Raw genomic sequence first — 20,549 nt, forward strand, 5'->3', positions numbered from 1 at the left:
TGGGCAGTCGAACAGGCGTGCCCGATCGTGAAGCGAAAAGGCTACTGTCAACGGTTTGGCTTGGTGCCGAGTAGCAAAAAGGATTGTAAAGTGTTCGATTCAAAAAATATCGATAAACGAAGCGTAGCTTTATCAGGCGATATCAGCAAACGTACATCAGCGGCTTCGTTTCACTTAAAATATATTTTTATGAAAATATACAAAGATGAAAAAGAAAACCCATCCGCCTAAGACCTATAACTGAAAGCTGGCAGCTACCCCGATGATTGCCATAATTGACATAAAACAGCTATAATGCAAGGTTAATTTTCAAGGAGTCGTAAGTAAATGCCGTTAGATAAGATCATTGTTAAAGGCGCCAGAGAGCATAACCTGAAGAATATAGATGTCACTATCCCTCGGGATACACTGGTAGTCATCACGGGCGCTTCTGGTTCCGGCAAGTCATCCCTCGCTTTTGACACCATCTACGCCGAGGGCCAACGCCGCTACATGGAATCCTTGTCGGCTTACGCCCGTCAGTTTCTGGGACGAATGGAAAAGCCAGATGTCGATTACATTGAGGGATTGTCGCCGGCCATTTCCATAGACCAGAAAGGCGCGTCGAGGAATCCTCGCTCTACAGTCGGTACGACGACCGAAATTTATGACTATCTGAGACTGCTGTTCGCTCGGGTCGGACACCCTCACTGCCCGAACTGTGGTCGGGAGATATCCATGCAGGCAGTGGAACAGATAGTGGACACAGTTAAAGCCCTGCCGGAGGGGTCGAAGATTATCGTCTTGGCGCCATTGGTCAAGGACCGCAAGGGCGAACACCAGGCCATCTTCAAGGAACTCAGGAAGTCAGGCTATGCCCGCGTCCGTATTGGTGGCACGACACGCGATCTCTCTGAAGACATCGAACTCGACAAGAAAAAGAAGCATAAGATTGAGGTTGTCATCGATCGGCTGGTTATCGGGCAGTCTGATACCCAGGCACGCTTGGCTGATTCAGTCGAAACGGCCTTGAAACTGGGTGAGGGTATCGTCGTCGTATCAATCGTCGATGGCCTGGAGTATCTCTTCTCTGAAAAGTTCGCTTGCGCTGACTGCGGTATTTCCCTGGGTGAAATCGAACCCAGGAGTTTCTCATTCAACTCCCCCCATGGCGCCTGCCCCGACTGCACCGGCCTGGGCATCAAAATGGAGTTCGACCCTGACATGGTTATCCCCAACAAAAAACTGTCTCTAGCTGAGGGGGCTATTCATCCCTATCAGTGGCAAACGTGGTACTTTTCACAACTTGAAGACGTTGCCCGTAAACACGGTTTCAGTCTAAACGCGCCGGTGGAGCACCTCACGCCAGGGCAGTTAGACATTGTTCTCTTCGGCGAGAATGGCAACAAAATCAAATACAAGAACCGCTTCGGAAAAACGCGAGAGTATTCCTCTGGATTCGAGGGCGTCATTCCGCGACTTGATAGGCTATACAGGGATTCGGAGTCTGAGCAGGTCCGTGCCGGTATTGAACGGTATATGGTGGCCAACCCTTGTCCTTCCTGCGGCGGCAAAAGGTTGAAACCGGAAGCTCTTTCGGTGCTAATCAAAGGTAAAAACATCGCCGACATCTCCGCTCTGTCGGTGGTCGACTCCCTCGATTGGGTTGATGCTCTCGCCGACCCCAGCACACCACTCTCGGAGCGCGAACAGATCATCGCCAGGCAGATCTTGAAAGAGTTGAAATCACGCCTGGGTTTCCTCGAGGATGTGGGACTGGATTACCTGTCTATTGACCGGGCTTCGGCGACACTGTCCGGCGGCGAAGCGCAGCGCATCAGACTGGCAACGCAGATCGGTTCCGGACTGATGGGCGTACTCTACATCTGCGACGAGCCGACGGTAGGCTTGCACCCTGCTGATGACTCCCGTCTCATTGATACTTTGAAGCGGCTTCGCGATCTGGGCAACTCAATACTGGTCGTCGAACATGATGAAGCGATGATGCGGGCCGCTGACTGGATCATCGACCTTGGTCCAGGTGCCGGGGAGCACGGAGGACATATTATAGTATCGGGCCCACTACAGGAAGTCCTCGCTTGCCGCCACTCGATAACCGGCGCCTATCTCTCCGGCCGCAAGTCAATTCCACTACCGGATCAACGTCGCAGGGGTAATGGGCACGAGATTGTTATCCACGGGGCACGGCAGAACAATCTGAAAAATATCGATGTCCGGATACCATTGGGTGAACTGGTGTGCATCGCCGGGGTGTCGGGTTCGGGTAAGAGTACCTTGGTCAACGAGATCCTGTTCAAAAAACTTGCCCAGGTATTTTCCGGTTCGCGTGAAAAGCCTGGCGACCATGATGGCATCGAAGGGCTGGAGTATATTGACAAGGTTATTTCTATAGACCAGTCTCCGATCGGTCGGACACCCCGATCCAATCCGGCAACCTACACCGGGGCTTTCACCCCTATACGCGATCTCTTTTCCACTGTGCCGGAGGCGCGAGTGCGTGGCTACAACCCCGGACGTTTTTCCTTTAACATCAAAGGCGGCCGTTGCGAGATATGCCGTGGCGAGGGCTACATCGAGATCGAGATGCAATTCCTTCCTGACGTGACCGTGCCATGCGAGGTATGCCGCGGTAAACGCTACTCCCGCGAGGTTCTAGACATCAAATTCAAAGATAAGAACATCGCCGAAGTCCTCGATATGACCGTAGATCATGCCCTTGATTTTTTCGACCATTTCCCTGCGATAAAGTCCAAGCTTAAGAGCTTGCACGACGTTGGTTTGGGTTACATTCGGCTCGGTCAACCAGCGCCGACCCTATCCGGCGGTGAAGCACAACGCATTAAACTTGCCTCGGAGCTAGCACGTCGCGCTATTGGTCATACCCTTTATATCCTGGATGAACCGACTACCGGTTTGTCATTTGATGATGTTGCGGCGCTGCTTAAGGTGATGCAACGATTGGTGACATCGGGTAACTCCGTCGTAGTCATCGAACACCAGTTAGACATTATGAAGAATGCTGACTGGCTTATCGACTTGGGACCAGGAGCTGGGCACCGCGGTGGGCAGATTGTTGCAGAGGGCACCCCGGAACAAGTGGCGCGGGTGCCGGGCTCGGTTACCGGAGAATATCTAAAAAAAGTCTTGCCTGTTTAAGCGAGGATATGCTTGTCCAGCCAGCGGATTAAAGTACCCAATACGAAATCATGGCATGGTTCGTTGAAGATCTCGTGATAACACCCGGGAAAGAGGTGAAGTTCTTTGTCAGAGGAAGCGATGATGTCAAAGAAAAGTTGGCTTCCGGCAGGCTCAGCCAGACGATCTGAAGCACCATGCATGAGAAGAACCGGCAGATTGATCTTTCCAGCTAATGATTGGACCTTTGACATAGCATCGATCATTTCAGCGCCCGTACGAGCCGGTATCTTACCTGTAAAAACCAATGGATCTCCAATGTAGTTTTTAACGACTGTTTCATCGCGGCTAATGCCTCCACACTCGAGTTGTCTCGCGCCAAAACGAGGAACGATCACAGACAGTATCTTAACCAATTTCTGAGTTCGTTTGGGGACGCTCTCTCCAGCCTTAAGCACCAGGCCTGAAAGTACAGCGCCGGTGACCCATGCCGCGTGGCTAGTACAGTACAAGGCTGCCTCCAGTGCGCCTAAGCTGTGGCCGACGATGAACAGCGGCAGACTAGGGTTTTTTTGTTTTATAAAATCAACAAAAAGACCAAGGTCGCCAGTCAGGTCGGCGAATCGATGAACATAACATCGCTTGCCCGGAGACTTACCGTGACCGCGTTGGTCGTAGCTCCAAACGGAGTAGCTCTTGGGAACCAGGTAATCAACCACGTTGCCATACCGGCTCGAGTGATCAGCTAGGCCGTGCACTAGTAAGATGACCGCCTTAGGCTGGGTAGCAGGCAGCCAAGCTTGATAATACAACGCCTGCCGCTTGCCAACATTGAAAGTTCCTTCTAGATGACGCATTGGATGTAAATATAGCAATTGACTAATCTTTTGACAACGCCAAACGATGGTCTTTAAGATATGCCAAGGAGCACACTATGAATCGGGAACAAGCCCTGTCTGAGGTAAAAACCAAGATCTCCAACATGAATCTAATCAAGCATATGCTGGCCACTGAGGCTGTCATGCGCGCTATGGCTGAAAGATTCGGAGAGGATGTAGAAGAGTGGGGTTTGGCAGGTCTTTTGCATGATATTGACTTAGACGAATGCCAAGGTGATATGAAAGTTCATGGCAGGATGTCGGCGGAAATAGCGCGGGGAATGGGCTTATCCGAGGCCGGTTGCCGTGCCATCAGGTGCCACAGTTTGTCCAGTGAATCCTGCCAGAGCCTTCTAGACAAAGCCCTCTATTGCGCAGACCCAGTGACCGGGCTTATTACCGCCGGCGCACTAATCCGAACAGAGAAGAAGCTAGCCGTAACTGAAACCAGGTCCATTTTGAAACGCTTCAAGGAGAAAAGTTTTGCCGCTGGCGCCAACCGCGAACAGATCGCAAAATGCGCAGACATAGGCCTGTCATTGGAAGAATTCATCGGATTATCGCTCAAGGCGATGCAGGGCATATCCGATCAGCTAGGTCTCTAGTTATAACTGACCCGGATACTGCTACCGTCGGAAGTCTTAACGACCTCGATACGTGCAGGAAAAGCATCCTTGAACTCTTCGATGTGGGTGATAACCAGGATGCAGTCAAACTGGTCCTGAATAGAGGCAATCGCCTCCTTGAGCTTTTCAATGCCAGTGGTGTCCTGTGTGCCGAAACCTTCGTCGATAATAAGAGTGCGTAATGGAGCGCCGGCGCGATGGGCGAGCACACGAGATAACGCCAATCTAAGGGCAAAGTTAATGCGAAAGGCCTCGCCGCCGGAGAAGAGGTCGTAATCGCGGGTGCCAAGTTCGTCGCCGATCTTAATGTCGAAAGTCTCTGCCAGTTCTCCTTTTCTGGTAGCTCGCTGAAGCTCCAGCTTCAGGCTCATACGGTTGTCGGTCATCCTGGCGAGCAGCCGGTTGGCCTCAGCCTCCACCTCCGGAACTGCATTCTCAATCAACACCGCCTGGATACCGTTTTTACCGAATGCTAGATGCAATTCTTTGTAGATACCTTCATCAGCTGCGTGCTTTTTCATCTTTACCGTCTGCTCGGCAAGTTTCTGTTCGAGGTCGTAAAGTTGGGAAAGTCCCTGTTTTAAGCTGCCAACATGCTCGGCAGCCTGGCTAGTAGTGGCGGCGAGCACTTTCAACTCGGTCTCGGCGGCAGCTAGGTCTTGGGCTTCTAGGCCTGGTAATTCTGCCAGCGCCTGCCGAAGTTCCTCAACCTCCGTCAAGCGCTTCCGAAGCCTTTCTTCCAACTCTTGTACGGCCGCCTGATTATTTTTAAAGTTTGACTCTTCTCTGGCAAGGAGCTTCTCGGCTTGCGCGAGTTCTTGCCGGCGCGTCTCCCAACATTCCAGGGATTTAACCTGCGCAATCAATGTCTTGTGTTTCGCTGAGTCGTAATCTAAACGGCTGATGATCTCATCAAGAGAATTCAGCGCCTGACGCTCTTCATGGGCGTATTCATGCTGCGCGATTAGGCGGGTGATCTCTGCGATTTTCCTTTCGCCTTCGGGCAAACGCCCGGCGGCAGCTTCTGCTTCAGCGATCTCATTTAGTAGCCGGGCTTCCAGGGTATTCAAATGTGCACGTTCAGCCTTGATTGTATTTTCGAAAGCCAGGCGGCGCTCAAGGGAGCTAATCTCACAAGCCTTGTCGGCCATTTCGGCAGTCAATTCGGCCAGGCGGCGGTCGGCCGCGGCTCGTTCGGCGTTATATTTAGACTGAACCATTTTAAACCGGTCACCGCCTAATTCGGCGTCGCACACCGGGCAGACTGCGGCTTCACCGGTTGAGGTAAGCAATTTCAACTTTTCGGTGATTTCAGCAAGGCGCTGAACCTGCCCCTGCTCCGCAGCGCCAATGGCAGAAAGTTCTACCTTGAAAGCCTGGAGCCTAAGTTTGTCACCCTCCAGCAAACGCTCCCTGTCAGCAAGCTTTTCTAACTCCAACTTGAGCGAATCGGCGTTCAGCCGCAATTCACTGAGTTTCCTGGACTTTTCTAAAAGCTCTTCATATTTCGCTTGCCAGGATGCGCGTTTATTTTCTAAAAGGTGGCGGGCTTCGATCACCTTCTTCTCAACGATCTGCCGCTCACTCTCGAGACGGCGCACCTCGGCCAGCTTAATGCCGTATTCATCATTCGCCTGCCGGGCGGCGATATATCTCGAATAGTTTGACTCTACCTCAGCCCGATCAGCCAGCACAGCCCGGTGAATGGCAATACGTTTCTCCGTTTCCGCTCCATCGGTTTTCCGAAGACTCAGGTCATCGAAGATTTCCTTCGCAGCTGCTTCGGCTCGTGTGAGCGACTGCTCGTATGATTCGATGAGTTGACGCGCCTGCCTCATCGTTTCCATGGCGGCGCGTTTTTCGATTAAGGCCGCCTCGGTATCAGTAAGTTCCCGCCGGGCAGCGGCTAGAGATGACTCAAGGGCTGGTCGTCTTTCAAGCTGGCACTGCTCCAATTCTATACTTTGAGCGAGGAGATTTTTCGCCGAAGCTGCCTGATTTGCTTTATCTTTGGCTTTATCAGCCAGTTCATCATAGGCGTCCAAACCGAGGATGCTGACCAATACTTCTTTACGTTGTGAGGCGGTCAGCCCGGTGAAGTGGTCCGCCTCTCCTTGTTTTAGATAGGCGGAACTTACAAAAGTATCGTAGTCGAGGTGGATTATTTTCTTTATCTTGTCTTCGGTTTCACCGATGGTATTCCCGGAGATTGATTTAAGACCTTCTTGGGAGACAAGGTAAAGCGCCAGGCTGCTCTGACCGACGCCTCCGGTCTTCCTGGGCTTAACTCGGCGGCGGATAACCCGATGAACCTGGCCGTCTCCGGCGCGGAAATCGAAGATAATTTCGGTTTCCGATTCGCCCTGAGTGATCAGATCGTCGTCAGTAGTTGAACGGCTGCGCAAGCGGGACTTCCCCCAGAGTGCCCACGTCATGGCATCGATGATGGAAGTTTTACCGGCACCGTTGTCTCCGGTGATGCAAGCGAGATGTATGCCCTCAAAAGAAAAAGGCGGCAGGCTGCCGCGGTAAGGCAGGAAATTTTTCATCTGGAGGCGGACTGGTATCATTTGCGACAGACCCTGGGCAGGAGTTTTATTGTAACCCTGTCGAGAATTAAAAACTTCAAGCAAAAACGATTGAAACGATACGTTTTGGCGATTTGTTTGGACTGTCCGAAAAGCGTTTTTTGATAAAAATTGAACGGATCCAATTCCAAACCCAGATTGCGGCCCGTTTTCAGATAAGAGTCCGGACTGTTGTAGACGAAATTCGCTGCCGGGCGATATTCAACATAATTAGTTGAGTCGCTAAATAGAGCACCGGAAAAGGACGCGCGTAGGGAATTCACGGGAGTCATTATAGCACCGGTGTTCTTTTATCTGTCAAGCTTCTTTTGTCGTTTTTCGCCAGCGGCTCGAAAATATTTTCCAAAAAGATTATTCAAGGTAATCTTTTAGTTTGCGGCTTCGGCTGGGGTGGCGCAATTTACGCAAAGCTTTGGCTTCAATCTGGCGGATGCGCTCCCGGGTGACGTTGAACTCTTTGCCTACCTCCTCAAGTGTCCGGCTGCGGCCGTCTTCCAGACCGAAACGCAGTTGGAGAACACGCCTTTCACGGGGCGTCAAACTACCCAGAACACTGTCGATCTGCTCTTTAAGAAGCTGGCGGGAGGCGGCATCAGGCGGAGGCAGAGCATTCTGATCTTCGATAAAATCGCCGAGATGGGAATCCTCTTCCTCACCGATGGGTGATTCCAGGGACACCGGCAGTTGAGAGACTTTGGCGATTTCCCGGACTTTATCGGCCGGAAGTTCCATTTCCACAGCGATTTCGTCAGGAGTCGGTTCGCGCCCGAGTTTTTGCGACAGTGAACGTGAAACCGAAAGCAATTTATTGATCGTTTCAACCATGTGCACCGGAATGCGGATGGTGCGAGCCTGGTCGGCGATCGCTCGGGTAATGGCCTGGCGAATCCACCAGGTGGCGTAAGTAGAGAATTTGAAGCCGCGGTGGAAATCGAATTTTTCGACCGCGCGGATCAGCCCGATATTTCCCTCCTGAATAAGATCAAGCAGCGGCATGCCGCGGCCGATATGTTTTTTGGCGACCGATACCACGAGACGAAGATTTGCCTGGATCAGGTGACGTTCAGCCTTTTTGGCTTCAATCTCTATGGTATCAAGGTAGTTTTTTATCTGGTGTTCATAGTGTTCCAGACGAGAGAGGAAAACCGGGTCTTTCACCAGGGAGTCGATATCGGAGAGCTGTGTATCAGCCGGTATGCCGTCCAGCACCTTCTTAGGCAATAGTTCGGAGTTGAGGGACAGGTCTATCAACGCCTGTTCGATTTGGGACACGGGAGCACCCTGGGCTTCAGCGATGCTTTTGGTCAGTTCCTGATCAATTTCCTGATCGATGCTGGCGCGTAGCTTGGGTTCAAAGACAGCCTCTTTGAAATTGGTGGAAACCGAAAGCCCGAGCTGCTGCTGCAACAAAGCCACGGTCTCCGCTGCCTTAACAAGTTCCTGCAACATGCACACCATTGTCTCAACCGCAGTAGGATTGTGACCGTCTCGAAGACGGCAGGCATCGCGAATCTCCCGGATACGCTTCCCCTCCTCCATCTTTTTAGCCAGCATTTTTTCGGTTTCAGCATTCAGCAATGGGACCCGGCCTATCTCATGAAGATACATGCGTACCGGATCGTCAACGATGCCGTGTTCCAGTTGCTCAAGCGGCATTTCAAGATCCGGCAGCATATGCTCCGCCCCTTCGGGAAGTGCCTCTGAATCAGCTTCGGTCTCGGCAGTCAGTTCTTCTCCGGTTAATTCAGCTGCCATTTCTTCAGAGGTAAGGTCAGGGGGGGAAAGCGGTTCTAACTCAGCTTCTTTGTCTTCTTCCTGACTCTGGATGTCCGAAGAGGAAGGCTCCTGTTCGTCATCATTCACGGGCAGTTTAATAATTTCTTTTTCCATTCTCTACCTCTTCGGGGCACGGCGCCGTATGGCGTCCTGAGCGTCGAGTTCCGCCAGTTTGCCTGCGATAGCGGAGATGTGCTCGGTCAGCTCGGGCGAGCCATCGGCGCTGCCCTCAGAATTGTTTCCTTTCATAGCTTCCTGGATTTTTATTAAAAGAGTCTTCAGATATTCTTTTTCAAGCCGGCGGCAGCATTCCTGAAATTTCAAAGCAACATTTTTGTCGTCCAAATGAATACCAGCGATAAGGTCGAAACGGGACCTGGTGAATGAATCAAGTTTATCCCTGATGGACTCAGCACCGGGATATTTGAGAAGCAATTGAATGATTTCCTTGTTCTCCAGACTTTGGAATATTTCAGGATCCGGTATTCTCTGATTCTCTACAATTGACGGATGTTTAAGAATAATGGCAAGTAAATAATCCTCACAGGCATTGCCGTGAAGTCCTGAGGGCGAATCATGGGGCGGCAGGGTAGAGGATTTACCGACCGAGCGCAACAAGGCTTGTCGGGACAACGAATACTGAAGTTCCGACGGGGAAGTCCCAACTTTGCCAGCTAAGATAGCCAGGTAGTGGCCTCTTCGCACCGGGTCTTTGATTTCAGCCACCACCGGCAGGAGACGCTCGGTCAATCCGGCTTTACCGCGGGCGGTTCTAAGATCGAACTTCGAAGCCGCCATATCGAATACAAAATCGACAATAGGGAGGGCATTGCCCAGCGATGTCTCCCAGGCGGAGGGGTTAGCTCTAATGGTATCGTCAGGATCTTTTCCGGGAGGAGCCAGAACTACCTTAATTTCACGTCCCAGCAAGTTTTCAAACGAAACGCAACGGGCGGTAGCGGCTTCTCCGGCGGCATCGGCGTCGAAGGCGATGATCAAGTTGGGAGACAACTTCTTGATGATTGCCACCTGTTGTTCGTTGACGGCGGTACCCATTGATCCGATGGTGTTCTTAAATCCGAATTGATGACTGATAATGACGTCAAAATAGCCTTCGACGATGATTGCGGCGTCGTTGGCGCGTATCGTCTGGGCCGCCAGATTGATGCCGTAGAGAGCCCCGCTTTTACTGAAAAGGGGCGTCTCCGGTGAATTAAGATATTTCGGCTGAGAGTCGTCGAGAACGCGGGCGCCGAAGCCGGCGATTTTGCCTCTGGCATCAGAAATCGGGAAAATGATCTGATGGCGGAATCTGTCGTACAGGCGCCCTGAATCGGCTTGCCCCAGAAGCCCTACCTCAACCAGAATGTCATCGGCGTAGCCGGCACTGTTCAGGTGATCTTTCAAAGCCTGCCAATCCGGCAAAGCATAACCGATCTGGAAATCTTCTATCGAGCCGGCGTTGACGCCCCTTTTTTCAAGGTAAGCCCGGGCTTTAGCGGCCGAAGGCGAGTTGAGCAAAAGGTCATGAAAATAAAGAGCCGCGGCGGCGTTGACAGCGACGAGTTCGTTACGATGTTCATTATGTGTAGAAGCCTCTGAACGACTAGGCAGGACAACGCCGTACGTTTCAGCCAACCGTTCCAGGGCTTCGGAGAAATTCAGCCCCTCCATTTTCATAATGAAGGAAAAAACATCGCCGCCTGAGGCGCAGGCGCCGAAGCAGTGCCAGGTACCGGATTCCGGGTAGACAAAGAAGCTGCCGTGTTTCTCCGAATGAAAAGGGCACAGTCCTCTCATAGTTTTACCGGAACGGGTAAGAACCGTATATTTGCTGATCAGCTCAACGATGTCAGCCCGATTTTTTATTTCGTTCACAGCGTCCATATCACTAACTTGAACAGGTACCCTGGCGCCCCGATATTCCTATTGTTGGTCCATTCTCCCGGGGAGCTAGGTCAGCCCGAAAGACATAGCCATGCGGGTTGCGTAATAGTCAGTCATGCCGGCGATATAGTCGACAACGCCGCGTTCCGGGTCTTCCGGATTAATGTACTCTCCAGGCATGCGGTGGGGGTATCGAAGCAGAAAATCATACAGATTGCGGACGATGTTCCGGGCATCATCGGCGGCCTGGTCACGGATGGTATAAACACGTTCAAAAAGAAAATCACGCAGTTCGTTACAGGCATCAAGGACAGTTTGACTGAGCCCTATCATCGCCGGTCTTAAAGGAGCCATTCCCGAGACTCCCCAGGATGAAACAATAACATCTTTGACCATTGTGTCGACACGCTTTGAATGCCGGTCGCCGAGGACTTTAACCGCCTCCCGGGGCAGGTCCGACTCACGGATAAGCCCGGCGCGAATGGCGTCTCCAATGTCATGGTTAATATAAGCCAGAGCGTCAGCCAGGCGGCAGACCTCTCCTTCCAGGGTAGCCGGGTTCCCGGTGGCGGCGGCTTGAATACCGGAACGGGCCTTGGAATGGTTCAGGATACCGTCGCGGACTTCAAAGGTCAGGTTTAAACCCCGGCCGTTATTTTCCAATTTCTCCACGACATGTAAGCTCTGTTCGTTATGCCGAAACCCGCCGCGGTACAGTTCCGCAAGGACTTCTTCCCCAATGTGGCCGAACGGGGTATGACCGAGATCATGTCCCAGGCTGATGGCCTCGGTAAGATCTTCGTTGAGCCGTAACGACCGGGCAATAGTCCTCGCCAGTTGCGATACCTCCAAGGTGTGTGTGAGCCGGGTCACAAAATGGTCGCCGGTGGGTGTTATGAATACCTGGGTCTTGTGTTTTAGCCTGCGAAAGGCTTTGGAATGAATGATACGATCACGATCCCTCTGAAAATCCGTCCGGATTTGGCAGGGTTCTTCAGGAATTTCACGGCCACGGCTTTCGGCAGAGCGAGTGGCAAATGGCGAGAGCCACTGACGTTCACGGTTCTCTGTCTGAAGGCGAATATCAGGGATGGTGCCGTTCAATCAAGCCCTCCAGCAGGGTTGTGCCCCCGACTGGAGAGGCAACGTGTTGTTGAAAAAATGACGCAGCTTCGCCCTGCCTCTGTCAAGTCTCTAACCGCAAGGGCGGTAAAGTTAAAAAATAGCCTCAAAAAAACACCTTGCCGGGCCCTCCGGCCCGCTTTCAGACCTTGAGCTTGGCTTCGGCTTTGGCGATGATCTCCCGGGTGGTGCCGATCATATCAGGGCTTACGGAGACCGATGTAATACCCCATTCCATCAATTTTTCGGTTAGTTCCGGGTATACCGATGGCGCCTGGCCGCAGATTGACGAGGTGATCCCTTTACGTTTAGCGGTTTTTACCGCGATCTCAAGAGCGGCCATGACCGCTTCATTGCGTTCGTCAAAGGTATCCTGGAGTTTTTCACTGTCACGGTCAATACCAAGCGTTAACTGGGTCAGATCGTTGGAGCCGATGGAGATGCCGTCGATGCCGACGTCAATAAACTTTTCCATCAAGAAGATATTCGCCGGAACTTCAGTCATCATCCACAATTTGAAGTCCGGACCGCGTCGTAATCCTTCTGCTTCAAGTATGTCTTTGGTGCGCCGTAATTCTTCCACGGTACGTACGAACGGAATCATCACCCAAAGATTGGGAAAGTCCTTACGCACCCGTTTAATGGCCTCTATCTCCATTTTGAAGGACTCGATATCCCGGATATAGCGCGAAGCACCTCGATAGCCTATCATCGGGTTTTCTTCAGGCAGTTCGTATTTGTCGCCGCCTTCAAGTTCACGATATTCGTTGGTTTTAAAGTCGGTAGTCCGGTAAACTACCGGCCTCGGGTGAAAGGCCTTGGCGAACGGTACAATCCCCTCGTAGAGCTTCTGGATGAACTCTTCACGCCTTCCGCTCTCAAGCATATAGCTCGGATGCTTGCCGATGCACGAGATAATGAATTCGGCTCTGAGCAGGCCGACCCCGTCAACATTGCGGGCAGCTACCATATCCGCCAGTTCCGGTTGAGCCAGGTTTACATAAACACGGGTTTTGGTCTTGATGGCGTCGCGAACGAGGCTGGTTACGGAAGCTGTCTGGATTCGGCGGGTAACTTTACCGTTGTATATTTTACCGTGCGAACCATCAACAGTAATGACCTGTTCATCATGAAGGACCTTGGTTGCCTCATGGGTGCCTACCACGCACGGTATGCCGAGTTCACGGCTCACAATCGCAGCGTGTGAGGTGCGCCCGCCTCGATTGGTGACAATGGCGGCGGCCCTTTTCATGGCTGGAACGAAATCCGGAGTGGTCATTTCAGCCACAAGGATATCGCCGGAATCAACGCGGTGGATTTCCGAAGGGTTCATGAGTATTTTCACCGTACCCGAGGCTAAACCGGGACTCGCGGGAGAGCCTTCAAGGATACTTGGCTCTTTTATTTCCGCCTCCTCCTCGAGTGCCTGCTCCTTGATAGCTGTTACCGGGCGCGATTGAACAATGTAAATAGTACCGTTTTCTTTGGCCCACTCGATATCCTGGGGTACGCCGTAGTGCTTTTCGATGTGAACAGCCAATTCAGCTAGATGAATGATATCCTCATCGGGCAGTTTCTGCTGTTCTTGTTTAGCTGAGGGCACCTGCTGCCAATAGTTGGCTGTTTCTCCAGAGCCGGCGGAATTGCGTACCAGACGGCGGTCCTGGAAACTGATTCTCCGGGATAGAATGGTTGGTCCATCCTTGGAGACGATAAACAAATCAGGATTAATTTCGCCGGAAACCAATCCTTCGCCAAGGCCGTAGATCACCTCGATGACGATCTTGGACGGGTCGTGTGTAATGGGCTCAATGGTAAAAATAACACCGGAAGTCACCGACTGAACCATCCGTTGCACCGGAACGGCGATGCCGACCTTAAAGTGATCATAATTCTGTTCCTGACGGTAATAGATAGCCCGCGCTTCGAAAAGCGACGCCCAGCATTTCTGCACCGCATGGACTACCATTTCCCAGCCTTCTTGATTCAAATAGGTACTCTGCTGACCGGCGAAAGAAGCCTCCGGAAGGTCTTCAGCGGTAGCCGAAGAGCGGACGGCGACTGCCCCCCCGCCGAGTTGTGCGTAAGCTTTGCTGATTTGGCCAGCAAGCTGATCAGGCAGAGGAGTGCCCATGATCAGGTCTTTAACTTTTTGAGAAGCCGTGGAGAGCGCTTTTGAATCTTCAACATCCAGTCCTTTAAGAAGGGCTCGGATCTTAGGTTGAAGATCGGAGTTTTCAATAAAATCAAAATAAGCAGCTGAAGTAACGATAAAGCCTGGGGGGACTGGGATTTTTGCCCTGGTCATCTCGCCGAGATTTGCGCCTTTCCCGCCGACCAGGGGAATGTCCTGTTTGTCAACCTGGTCGAACCAGACAATCGCTTCCGGCTTATTTTGCATTGCTACTGTCTCCTTTACGTCGTTAAACCACTTTATCGCGCGGTTGAGGCAGGGTACAGCACTTCCTGGGAAAGGAGTAAACCTCTTTTGGATAAGGCCTTTCATTCTACAACAAATCGAGGCTCTTTTTAAAGAGCAAATTGTAACCATCAAAGAATAATGTCGGCCTGTTGCCTAGCGGGTCAATTGGAAGTGTTGGAGGGCGCAATACCTTGTTACCCGACTGTTCAATACATGAAGTCAGGAAAGCTCAATTCATTGACACCCCAATGGTATAAAGGTAGAATTGATGACTAGTAAGCGGTTCGAAGTCAGCATGGAGGCCCCCATATCACATGATTGAAATGACTATTGAAAGCATCCGTGTCAGTCTGGTCAACTACCAGCGAGTGGTGATGCTAAAAGAAAAAAACACTTTACGGTACCTGCCCATCTGGATTGGTTCCGCGGAAGCGCAAGCTATAGCCATCAGGCTGCAAGACGGCATTCAGGTGCAGCGGCCGATGACCCACGACCTGCTGGCTACTTCCATTGATGTTCTAGGCGGAAGAGTGGATCACATCATTGTCAGTGACCTGAAAAATGACACTTTCTATGCCAAAATCATGATTAACACCAAAGATGGACAGATAGAAATCGATTCCCGCCCGTCAGACGCCCTGGCGCTCGCGGTGCGGGTTGAAGTCCCGATATATGCCGATGAATCGGTGCTTGACAAAGCCGGTATCGTGTTGGAGAGGGAAGTTGAAGGCGGTGAGATACTCGAAAATGCTGACGGCGCTGTCGAAGCGCCGCCCGAGCGGCGCAAGAAAGCCTCCGAGGATGAAATCAGCAAAATGAGCGCTTTCCGGGATTTCATCGACAACCTCGACCTTGAGGACTTTGATAAGCGAAAATCTTGATTGCGGCACGGTTACCTGTCTGATAGAGGGGGTTATATACCCTCTCTTTCTTTAGATAACTTGAGCTTTGAAGATTGCCTACCCCTGGGATATAATCAACCGCCAATTAATCTATCAGGAGCCGGCGTTTGTTAAAAGACCGTAATTGCGGCGAAATTGATGAAAAACTAATCGGGCAAAGTGTTACCCTGGCCGGGTGGGTACATAGGCGGCGCGATCACGGTAATTTGATATTTATTGATCTCCGGGACCGAACAGGCCTGGTACAATGTGTTTTCAATCCCGAGCAAGATAGCGAAACCCACCACCTGGCGGAGTCGCTGCGGATCGAGTACGTGATCCAGGTGTCAGGCCGGATAAGTCCAAGGCCTCAGGGAACAGAGAACCGCAAGCTCGCGACGGGCGCGGTCGAGATACTGGTCGAAAGTCTGGTTATTCTCAACGAATCAAAAACACCGCCTTTCTATGTTAATGAAGATGTTGATGTAGATGAGAGCCTGCGCCTGAAATTCCGTTATCTTGACCTCCGGCGTGAGCGGATGCGAAACAACATCATTTTGCGCCATAACGTTGTTACATTCATCCGACAATACCTCAATGAGCGTGGATTTCTCGAAATTGAAACACCCATCCTTCTAAAAAGTACCCCTGAAGGCGCGAGGGACTACCTGGTTCCCAGCCGGTTGTATCCCGGAAAATTCTATGCTCTCGCCCAGTCCCCACAGCAACTCAAACAACTCCTGATGGTGGCAGGTGTCGAGAGGTACTATCAGATAGCCAGGTGTTTCCGAGATGAAGACCTGCGCGCTGACCGGCAAATGGAATTCACGCAGCTCGACCTCGAGATGAGTTTTGTCGATGAAGACGACATGATGACGCTTCTCGAAGGTCTATTTTCGTCACTGGTCGAAAATGTGGCTCCAGAACGCCGTTTCAACCAACCGTTTCCGCGACTTAGATATGCCGATATCATGGAGCGGTATGGCTGCGATAAACCGGACCTGCGCTTCGGCATGGAAATCGCTGACCTGTCCGATATCGTAGCGCAAAGCCTTTTCGGTGTATTTTCAGGTACCATCGCAAAAGGCGGCGTGGTCAAAGCCATCGGCGTTCCGGGCTGCGGTAAATACACCAAGAGCCAGATCGAAGAACTTATCGAAACGGCGAAAAAAAACGGCGCCGGCGGATTGGTTCCAATTTCGCTGGGTAACGAAGCGGGAGTGCTGGCAAATCTGACAATGGAACATGTAAAGTCAGTAGCCGCCAAATATCTTACGCTCGACCAGATACAAGCGATTGCCAGTCGTTGCGAAGCCCAGCCTGGCGACCTGATACTCATCGCCGCGGGCGACAGGAATCGGGTTAACGCCGCACTGGGGACCCTCCGCACCGAGTTAGGGGGCCGGCTGGGGCTAGCCGATCCAAACGCGCTGGCTTTCGCTTTCGTCACCGACTTCCCGCTGTTTACCTGGAACCAGGAGGATGAACGGTGGCAACCGACCCATCACCCCTTCACTTCACCCTGGGAACAAGATTTGCCGCTCCTGGAAGCCGAACCAGGTAAGGTCAGAGGCCGGCATTATGACCTGGTGTTGAATGGATACGAAATCGCCGGAGGGAGCATCCGCATTCACAAAACCGAACTTCAAAGAAAGGTCTTCCAGATTCTCGGTCACACCGAAGAACGAATACAAGCGCTGTTTGGTCAACTGCTCGATGCTTTCGAATATGGCGCACCTCCCCATGGCGGCGTAGCTCCAGGCATCGACCGGGTAGTGGCGATACTCGCCGGGGAACCGACAATCAGGGAAGTTATTCCTTTTCCGAAGAACCAGGCCGGGTTAGACTTGCTGTTCGGATCACCTTCGGAAGTGAGCCAAGCTCAAATAGATGCCGTTCATATTTCTGTGAAGACCGATCAGTAGATTATAATATTTGATTGAGGAATAGATGAAAGTTACCGAAAAGCAGTTTGAAGCTTGCGAAGCTCTGTTGACAGTAGAATTGGATTCCGACGCTATGGAATCCGCAATGGATACGGCATACCAGCGCCTGGTAAAAAGGACTGATATACCGGGGTTCCGTAAAGGGAAGGCGCCGCGTCCTATACTCGAGAGATTTATCGGACGGGAACGACTGATCGAAGAATCGCTCGAGGATGTTTTACCCAAAGCTTGCGCTGATGCCTTAAAAGAAGAACAAATTCAGAGCTTCGGCCGTCCCGGCATAGAGGTAATACAAAACGACCCGATTATTTTCAAGGCCAGAGTTCCGCTACCGCCCAAGATAGAACTGGGTGACTATAAAACCATCAGGATGTCACCTGAAACAGTTGAGGTTAAGGAAGATGTGATCGATAGCATGATCGAGCATCTCCGACATGAAAAGGCCACCTGGGAACCGGCGGACCGCCCGGTGAAAAACGGCGATCTAGTAACACTGGATCTTGAGAGTAATATCGACGGCATCAGGTTCATCAACCAAAAATCAGCCCAGTTTGGAATTGACGAAAAGTCTAATTACCCAGCACCCGGCTTTTCCCAAGAAATCATCGGATTGAGCCGAGACGGTGAAAAGACTTTTAAGTTGAAATACCCCGATGACTTCGCAAAAGTTGAGCTGGCGGGCAAGGAACCGGAATTTAAGATTAAAGTGGTCGAGATCAAAGAAGAGAAAATGCCGCCAGCTGACGACGAATTTGCGGCTTCGCTAGACGTCGAAACGCCAACCTTCGATACTTTACGGCAGCGGCTGACAGAAAACTATCGAAAACGGATGGAACACCTGGCGGAAGAAGCTTTTGAAAACAATATTGTTGATCAGCTGGTAAAAATGAGCACGATCGAATTTCCGTCTAACCTGCTCGAAATGGAGTATGAACGGCTGGTTAACCAGCAAATGGACAAGTGGCGCTCTCAGATGAGCTCCGAAGCCGAACTTGAGGAGTTTTTAGCTAAGGTCAATCCCGAGGAGCTTTCATCAAAGCTCAAGCCCATGGCTGAAACCAGATTAAAGATATCTCTTGCCCTGGGCAAACTGGCTACAAGCGAAAACCTGACAGTCGGTGATGACGAAATCAACGCAGAGATTGCTGTCATGCTCAGCAGCGTTCCTGAAGATCAGCGCGACAACCAGATGCGGCAATTCGACACTGCCCAGGCAAGAGAACAGTTACATCAAATACTCCTATCCCGAAAAACCTTGGACAGGCTTAAAGCGATCGCGATGAGTACGGGCGATTCTGCATCCGCGGACCTGGAAATGACCGCTGAAAACAAAGAAAGCACCGAAAACAAAGAGGAGGCTACTCAATGATAACGAATCCATCCAGCATCATCCCGATGGTAATAGAAAGCAGCTCAAGAGGAGAGAGGGCTTTCGACATCTACTCTCTGCTGTTGAAAGAACGCATAGTTTTCCTGGGCACCGAGATTAACGATCAGGTGGCTAATATTATTATCGCGCAGCTTCTGTTTTTAGACCGCGAAGACCCGGATAAAGACATCAGCCTTTATATCCATTCGCCCGGGGGTGTTATTTCCGCCGGATTGGCAATCTATGACACCATGCAGTTGATCCGGCCCGCGGTTTCGACCATTTGCGTCGGTATGGCCGCATCGATGGCTACTGTGTTGCTGTGCGCCGGCGCCAAAGGCAAGCGCTATGCGTTGCCCAATGCTACTATTCATATGCACCAGGCGATCGGAGGCGCCAGAGGCCAGGCGGCGGATATCGTCATCGCAGCCCGGGAGATTACCCGCATGCAGGACATCATTAGAGATATACTCGCCAAGCGTACCGGGCAGCCGCTGGATAAAATAATCCATGATACCGACCGGGACTATTATCTGAACCCCGAAGGGGCCAAAGAGTATGGTTTGATTGATGAGATACTGCGGAAACCCGAAGAAAAGAAGCCAGTTAAGGAATAATCTAAAATCATTACGGCCAGAGAGCGGCGCGCCGGAACACCGGCGCGCCGCTCTTATATGTCAGAGAGTTATAAAGCGATTTGCACAACAGCGATGGACTCAATTACAGTATGTACGCGGTACTAGTACCCAACAAAACAGAAACAGCAGGTGAATTATGAGCAAAGTCAAAGTGGGGATAAACGGCTACGGAGTGATCGGTAAAAGGGTAGCTGATGCGATATTACTGCAAGATGACATGGAACTGACTGGAGTAACCGCGGTTAACGCCGATTACCGGATCCGAGTTGCCGCCGAAAAAGGCTATTCTATTTTCGCCGCGACCGAAAGCCGACAATCAATGATGAAAGAAGCCGGAATTCCGGTTGAAGGCTCACTTAAAGATTTACTTAAGAAAGTAGACGTTATCATCGACTGCACGCCGAAAGGCATTGGGGCGGAGCAAAAACCTATCTATGAATACGCCCGTGTTAAAGCGGTTTTTCAAGGCGCCGAAAGGCATGAACTGACCGGCATATCGTTTGTGGCCCAGGTTAATTATGAAGAAGCTTTAAATAAGCAGTTCGCACGTGTTGTATCCTGTAATACGACGGCGTTATGCCGGGTATTGAACTCATTCAATAAACGAAGCTGGTTGAAGCGAGTCAGAGCTGTGCTGCTCAGACGCGGAACGGATCCCTGGGAAAGCCACCGCGACGGTATGATCAATACGTTCATACCTGAGACTAAAGTTCCAAGCCATCAGGGGCCAGACGCCCGGACGGTCATTAAGGGACTGGATATAACTACTATGGCCGGAGCCTGTTCACATAATCTCAGTCACGTTCATTACGCCATGGTCGAAACCAAACGTCCGATCGGGCTTGACGAGTTGAGATATGCATTGTGGGAGGAGCCAAGGCTGGCATTTGTCCGGTCAAGCAATGGGTTGGTTGCCCTAAACTCGGTAATTGAACTGATGAGAGACCTGGGACGACCGCGCAACGATATGTGGGAAGTGGCGGTATGGGAAGATGCCCTCGCGGCAGACGAGCGGGAAACCTACCTGGTATTTCAGGTTCATAATGAGGCCATTACGGTACCCGAAAATATCGATGCCATACGCTCGCTTTGCGGTCTCGAAAAAGACGGCGCCAAATCAATCGCAAAAACCGACAAGGCTATGGGCATACTCAAATGTTTCTTGCCCAAAACAATACCCGAAGCCGCCGTTCACGCCGAAATAGGAGCGGCTTTAAAGTTAGAGCGCCGCGAGTTCATCGAGGAAGGTTACAAGGGCGCCGAAGAACCTTTTTGAGACTA

The 20,549-nt window shown here is 51.4% G+C and carries 13 protein-coding genes; 7 read left to right on the plus strand and 6 right to left on the minus strand.

What is annotated here, in order from left to right; genetic code table 11:
- Positions 1-327: 327 nt before the first annotated feature.
- On the plus strand, positions 328-3,156 hold the full coding sequence (gene uvrA, locus DEALK_RS06815; protein ID WP_058439509.1) for an excinuclease ABC subunit UvrA: 2,829 nt from the start codon (positions 328-330) through the stop codon (positions 3,154-3,156).
- On the opposite strand, the gene DEALK_RS06820 is transcribed toward uvrA, so the two are convergent.
- Positions 3,153-3,992, minus strand: a complete 840-nt coding sequence (locus DEALK_RS06820; RefSeq protein WP_065128730.1) for an alpha/beta hydrolase — start codon at positions 3,990-3,992, stop codon at positions 3,153-3,155. The two genes, uvrA and DEALK_RS06820, sit on opposite strands and share 4 nt — an antisense overlap.
- A gap of 77 nt (positions 3,993-4,069) precedes the next feature.
- Between DEALK_RS06820 and DEALK_RS06825 the strand changes: the two genes are divergently transcribed.
- Positions 4,070-4,618, plus strand: coding sequence for an HD domain-containing protein (locus tag DEALK_RS06825; RefSeq protein WP_058439511.1), 549 nt, complete (start codon positions 4,070-4,072; stop codon positions 4,616-4,618).
- Here the strand turns inward: DEALK_RS06825 and DEALK_RS06830 are convergent.
- From DEALK_RS06830 to ppsA, 5 genes are all read right to left on the minus strand, one after another.
- Positions 4,615-7,209 carry an AAA family ATPase gene (locus DEALK_RS06830; RefSeq protein WP_058439512.1) on the minus strand — a complete coding sequence of 865 codons (2,595 nt, stop codon included), beginning with the start codon at positions 7,207-7,209 and terminating at the stop codon, positions 4,615-4,617. The genes DEALK_RS06825 and DEALK_RS06830 overlap by 4 nt on opposite strands.
- 369 nt (positions 7,210-7,578) lie before the next feature.
- Entirely contained in the window at positions 7,579-9,096 is a 1,518-nt protein-coding gene (gene rpoD / locus DEALK_RS06840; protein ID WP_083496461.1) for an RNA polymerase sigma factor RpoD, read from the minus strand.
- Between the two features lie 24 nt (positions 9,097-9,120).
- Positions 9,121-10,881 carry a DNA primase gene (gene dnaG / locus DEALK_RS06845; RefSeq protein WP_165802712.1) on the minus strand — a complete coding sequence of 587 codons (1,761 nt, stop codon included), beginning with the start codon at positions 10,879-10,881 and terminating at the stop codon, positions 9,121-9,123.
- Positions 10,882-10,956: 75 nt separating this feature from the next.
- Positions 10,957-11,994, minus strand: coding sequence for a deoxyguanosinetriphosphate triphosphohydrolase (locus DEALK_RS06850; RefSeq protein WP_058439515.1), 1,038 nt, complete (start codon positions 11,992-11,994; stop codon positions 10,957-10,959).
- Positions 11,995-12,154: 160 nt separating this feature from the next.
- Positions 12,155-14,413: a phosphoenolpyruvate synthase gene (ppsA, locus tag DEALK_RS06855; RefSeq protein WP_058439516.1), complete on the minus strand. Its 2,259-nt coding sequence runs from the start codon at positions 14,411-14,413 to the stop codon at positions 12,155-12,157.
- 335 nt (positions 14,414-14,748) lie between these two features.
- On the opposite strand from ppsA, the gene DEALK_RS06860 reads away from it, so the two are divergent.
- From DEALK_RS06860 to DEALK_RS06880, 5 genes are all read left to right on the plus strand, one after another.
- The gene (locus tag DEALK_RS06860; protein ID WP_058439517.1) at positions 14,749-15,315 is read left to right on the plus strand and encodes a bifunctional nuclease family protein; all 567 of its coding nucleotides are present in this window, start codon (positions 14,749-14,751) and stop codon (positions 15,313-15,315) included.
- Between the two features lie 128 nt (positions 15,316-15,443).
- The gene (aspS, locus tag DEALK_RS06865) at positions 15,444-17,240 is read left to right on the plus strand and encodes an aspartate--tRNA ligase (protein ID WP_058439518.1); all 1,797 of its coding nucleotides are present in this window, start codon (positions 15,444-15,446) and stop codon (positions 17,238-17,240) included.
- 25 nt (positions 17,241-17,265) lie between these two features.
- Positions 17,266-18,630 (plus strand): trigger factor, encoded by a 1,365-nt coding sequence (tig, locus tag DEALK_RS06870; protein ID WP_058439519.1) that lies wholly within the window; start codon positions 17,266-17,268, stop codon positions 18,628-18,630.
- A complete protein-coding gene (locus DEALK_RS06875; protein ID WP_065128732.1) occupies positions 18,627-19,247 on the plus strand; it encodes an ATP-dependent Clp protease proteolytic subunit in 621 nt (206 codons plus the stop codon). Before tig ends, DEALK_RS06875 begins: the two co-directional genes overlap by 4 nt.
- A gap of 157 nt (positions 19,248-19,404) precedes the next feature.
- On the plus strand, positions 19,405-20,544 hold the full coding sequence (locus DEALK_RS06880; RefSeq protein ID WP_058439520.1) for a type II glyceraldehyde-3-phosphate dehydrogenase: 1,140 nt from the start codon (positions 19,405-19,407) through the stop codon (positions 20,542-20,544).
- Positions 20,545-20,549: the final 5 nt, after the last annotated feature.

Origin of the sequence: Dehalogenimonas alkenigignens (assembly GCF_001466665.1) — a bacterium.
Taxonomy (GTDB): domain Bacteria; phylum Chloroflexota; class Dehalococcoidia; order Dehalococcoidales; family Dehalococcoidaceae; genus Dehalogenimonas; species Dehalogenimonas alkenigignens.

Coding starts and splice junctions, on each gene's coding strand:
- uvrA (WP_058439509.1), top strand. CDS start 328: ATGCCGTTAGATAAGATCATTGTTAAAGGCGCCAGAGAGCATAACCTG.
- DEALK_RS06820 (WP_065128730.1), bottom strand. CDS start 3,992: ATGCGTCATCTAGAAGGAACTTTCAATGTTGGCAAGCGGCAGGCGTTG.
- DEALK_RS06825 (WP_058439511.1), top strand. CDS start 4,070: ATGAATCGGGAACAAGCCCTGTCTGAGGTAAAAACCAAGATCTCCAAC.
- DEALK_RS06830 (WP_058439512.1), bottom strand. CDS start 7,209: ATGATACCAGTCCGCCTCCAGATGAAAAATTTCCTGCCTTACCGCGGC.
- ppsA (WP_058439516.1), bottom strand. CDS start 14,413: ATGCAAAATAAGCCGGAAGCGATTGTCTGGTTCGACCAGGTTGACAAA.
- DEALK_RS06860 (WP_058439517.1), top strand. CDS start 14,749: ATGATTGAAATGACTATTGAAAGCATCCGTGTCAGTCTGGTCAACTAC.
- tig (WP_058439519.1), top strand. CDS start 17,266: ATGAAAGTTACCGAAAAGCAGTTTGAAGCTTGCGAAGCTCTGTTGACA.
- DEALK_RS06875 (WP_065128732.1), top strand. CDS start 18,627: ATGATAACGAATCCATCCAGCATCATCCCGATGGTAATAGAAAGCAGC.
- DEALK_RS06880 (WP_058439520.1), top strand. CDS start 19,405: ATGAGCAAAGTCAAAGTGGGGATAAACGGCTACGGAGTGATCGGTAAA.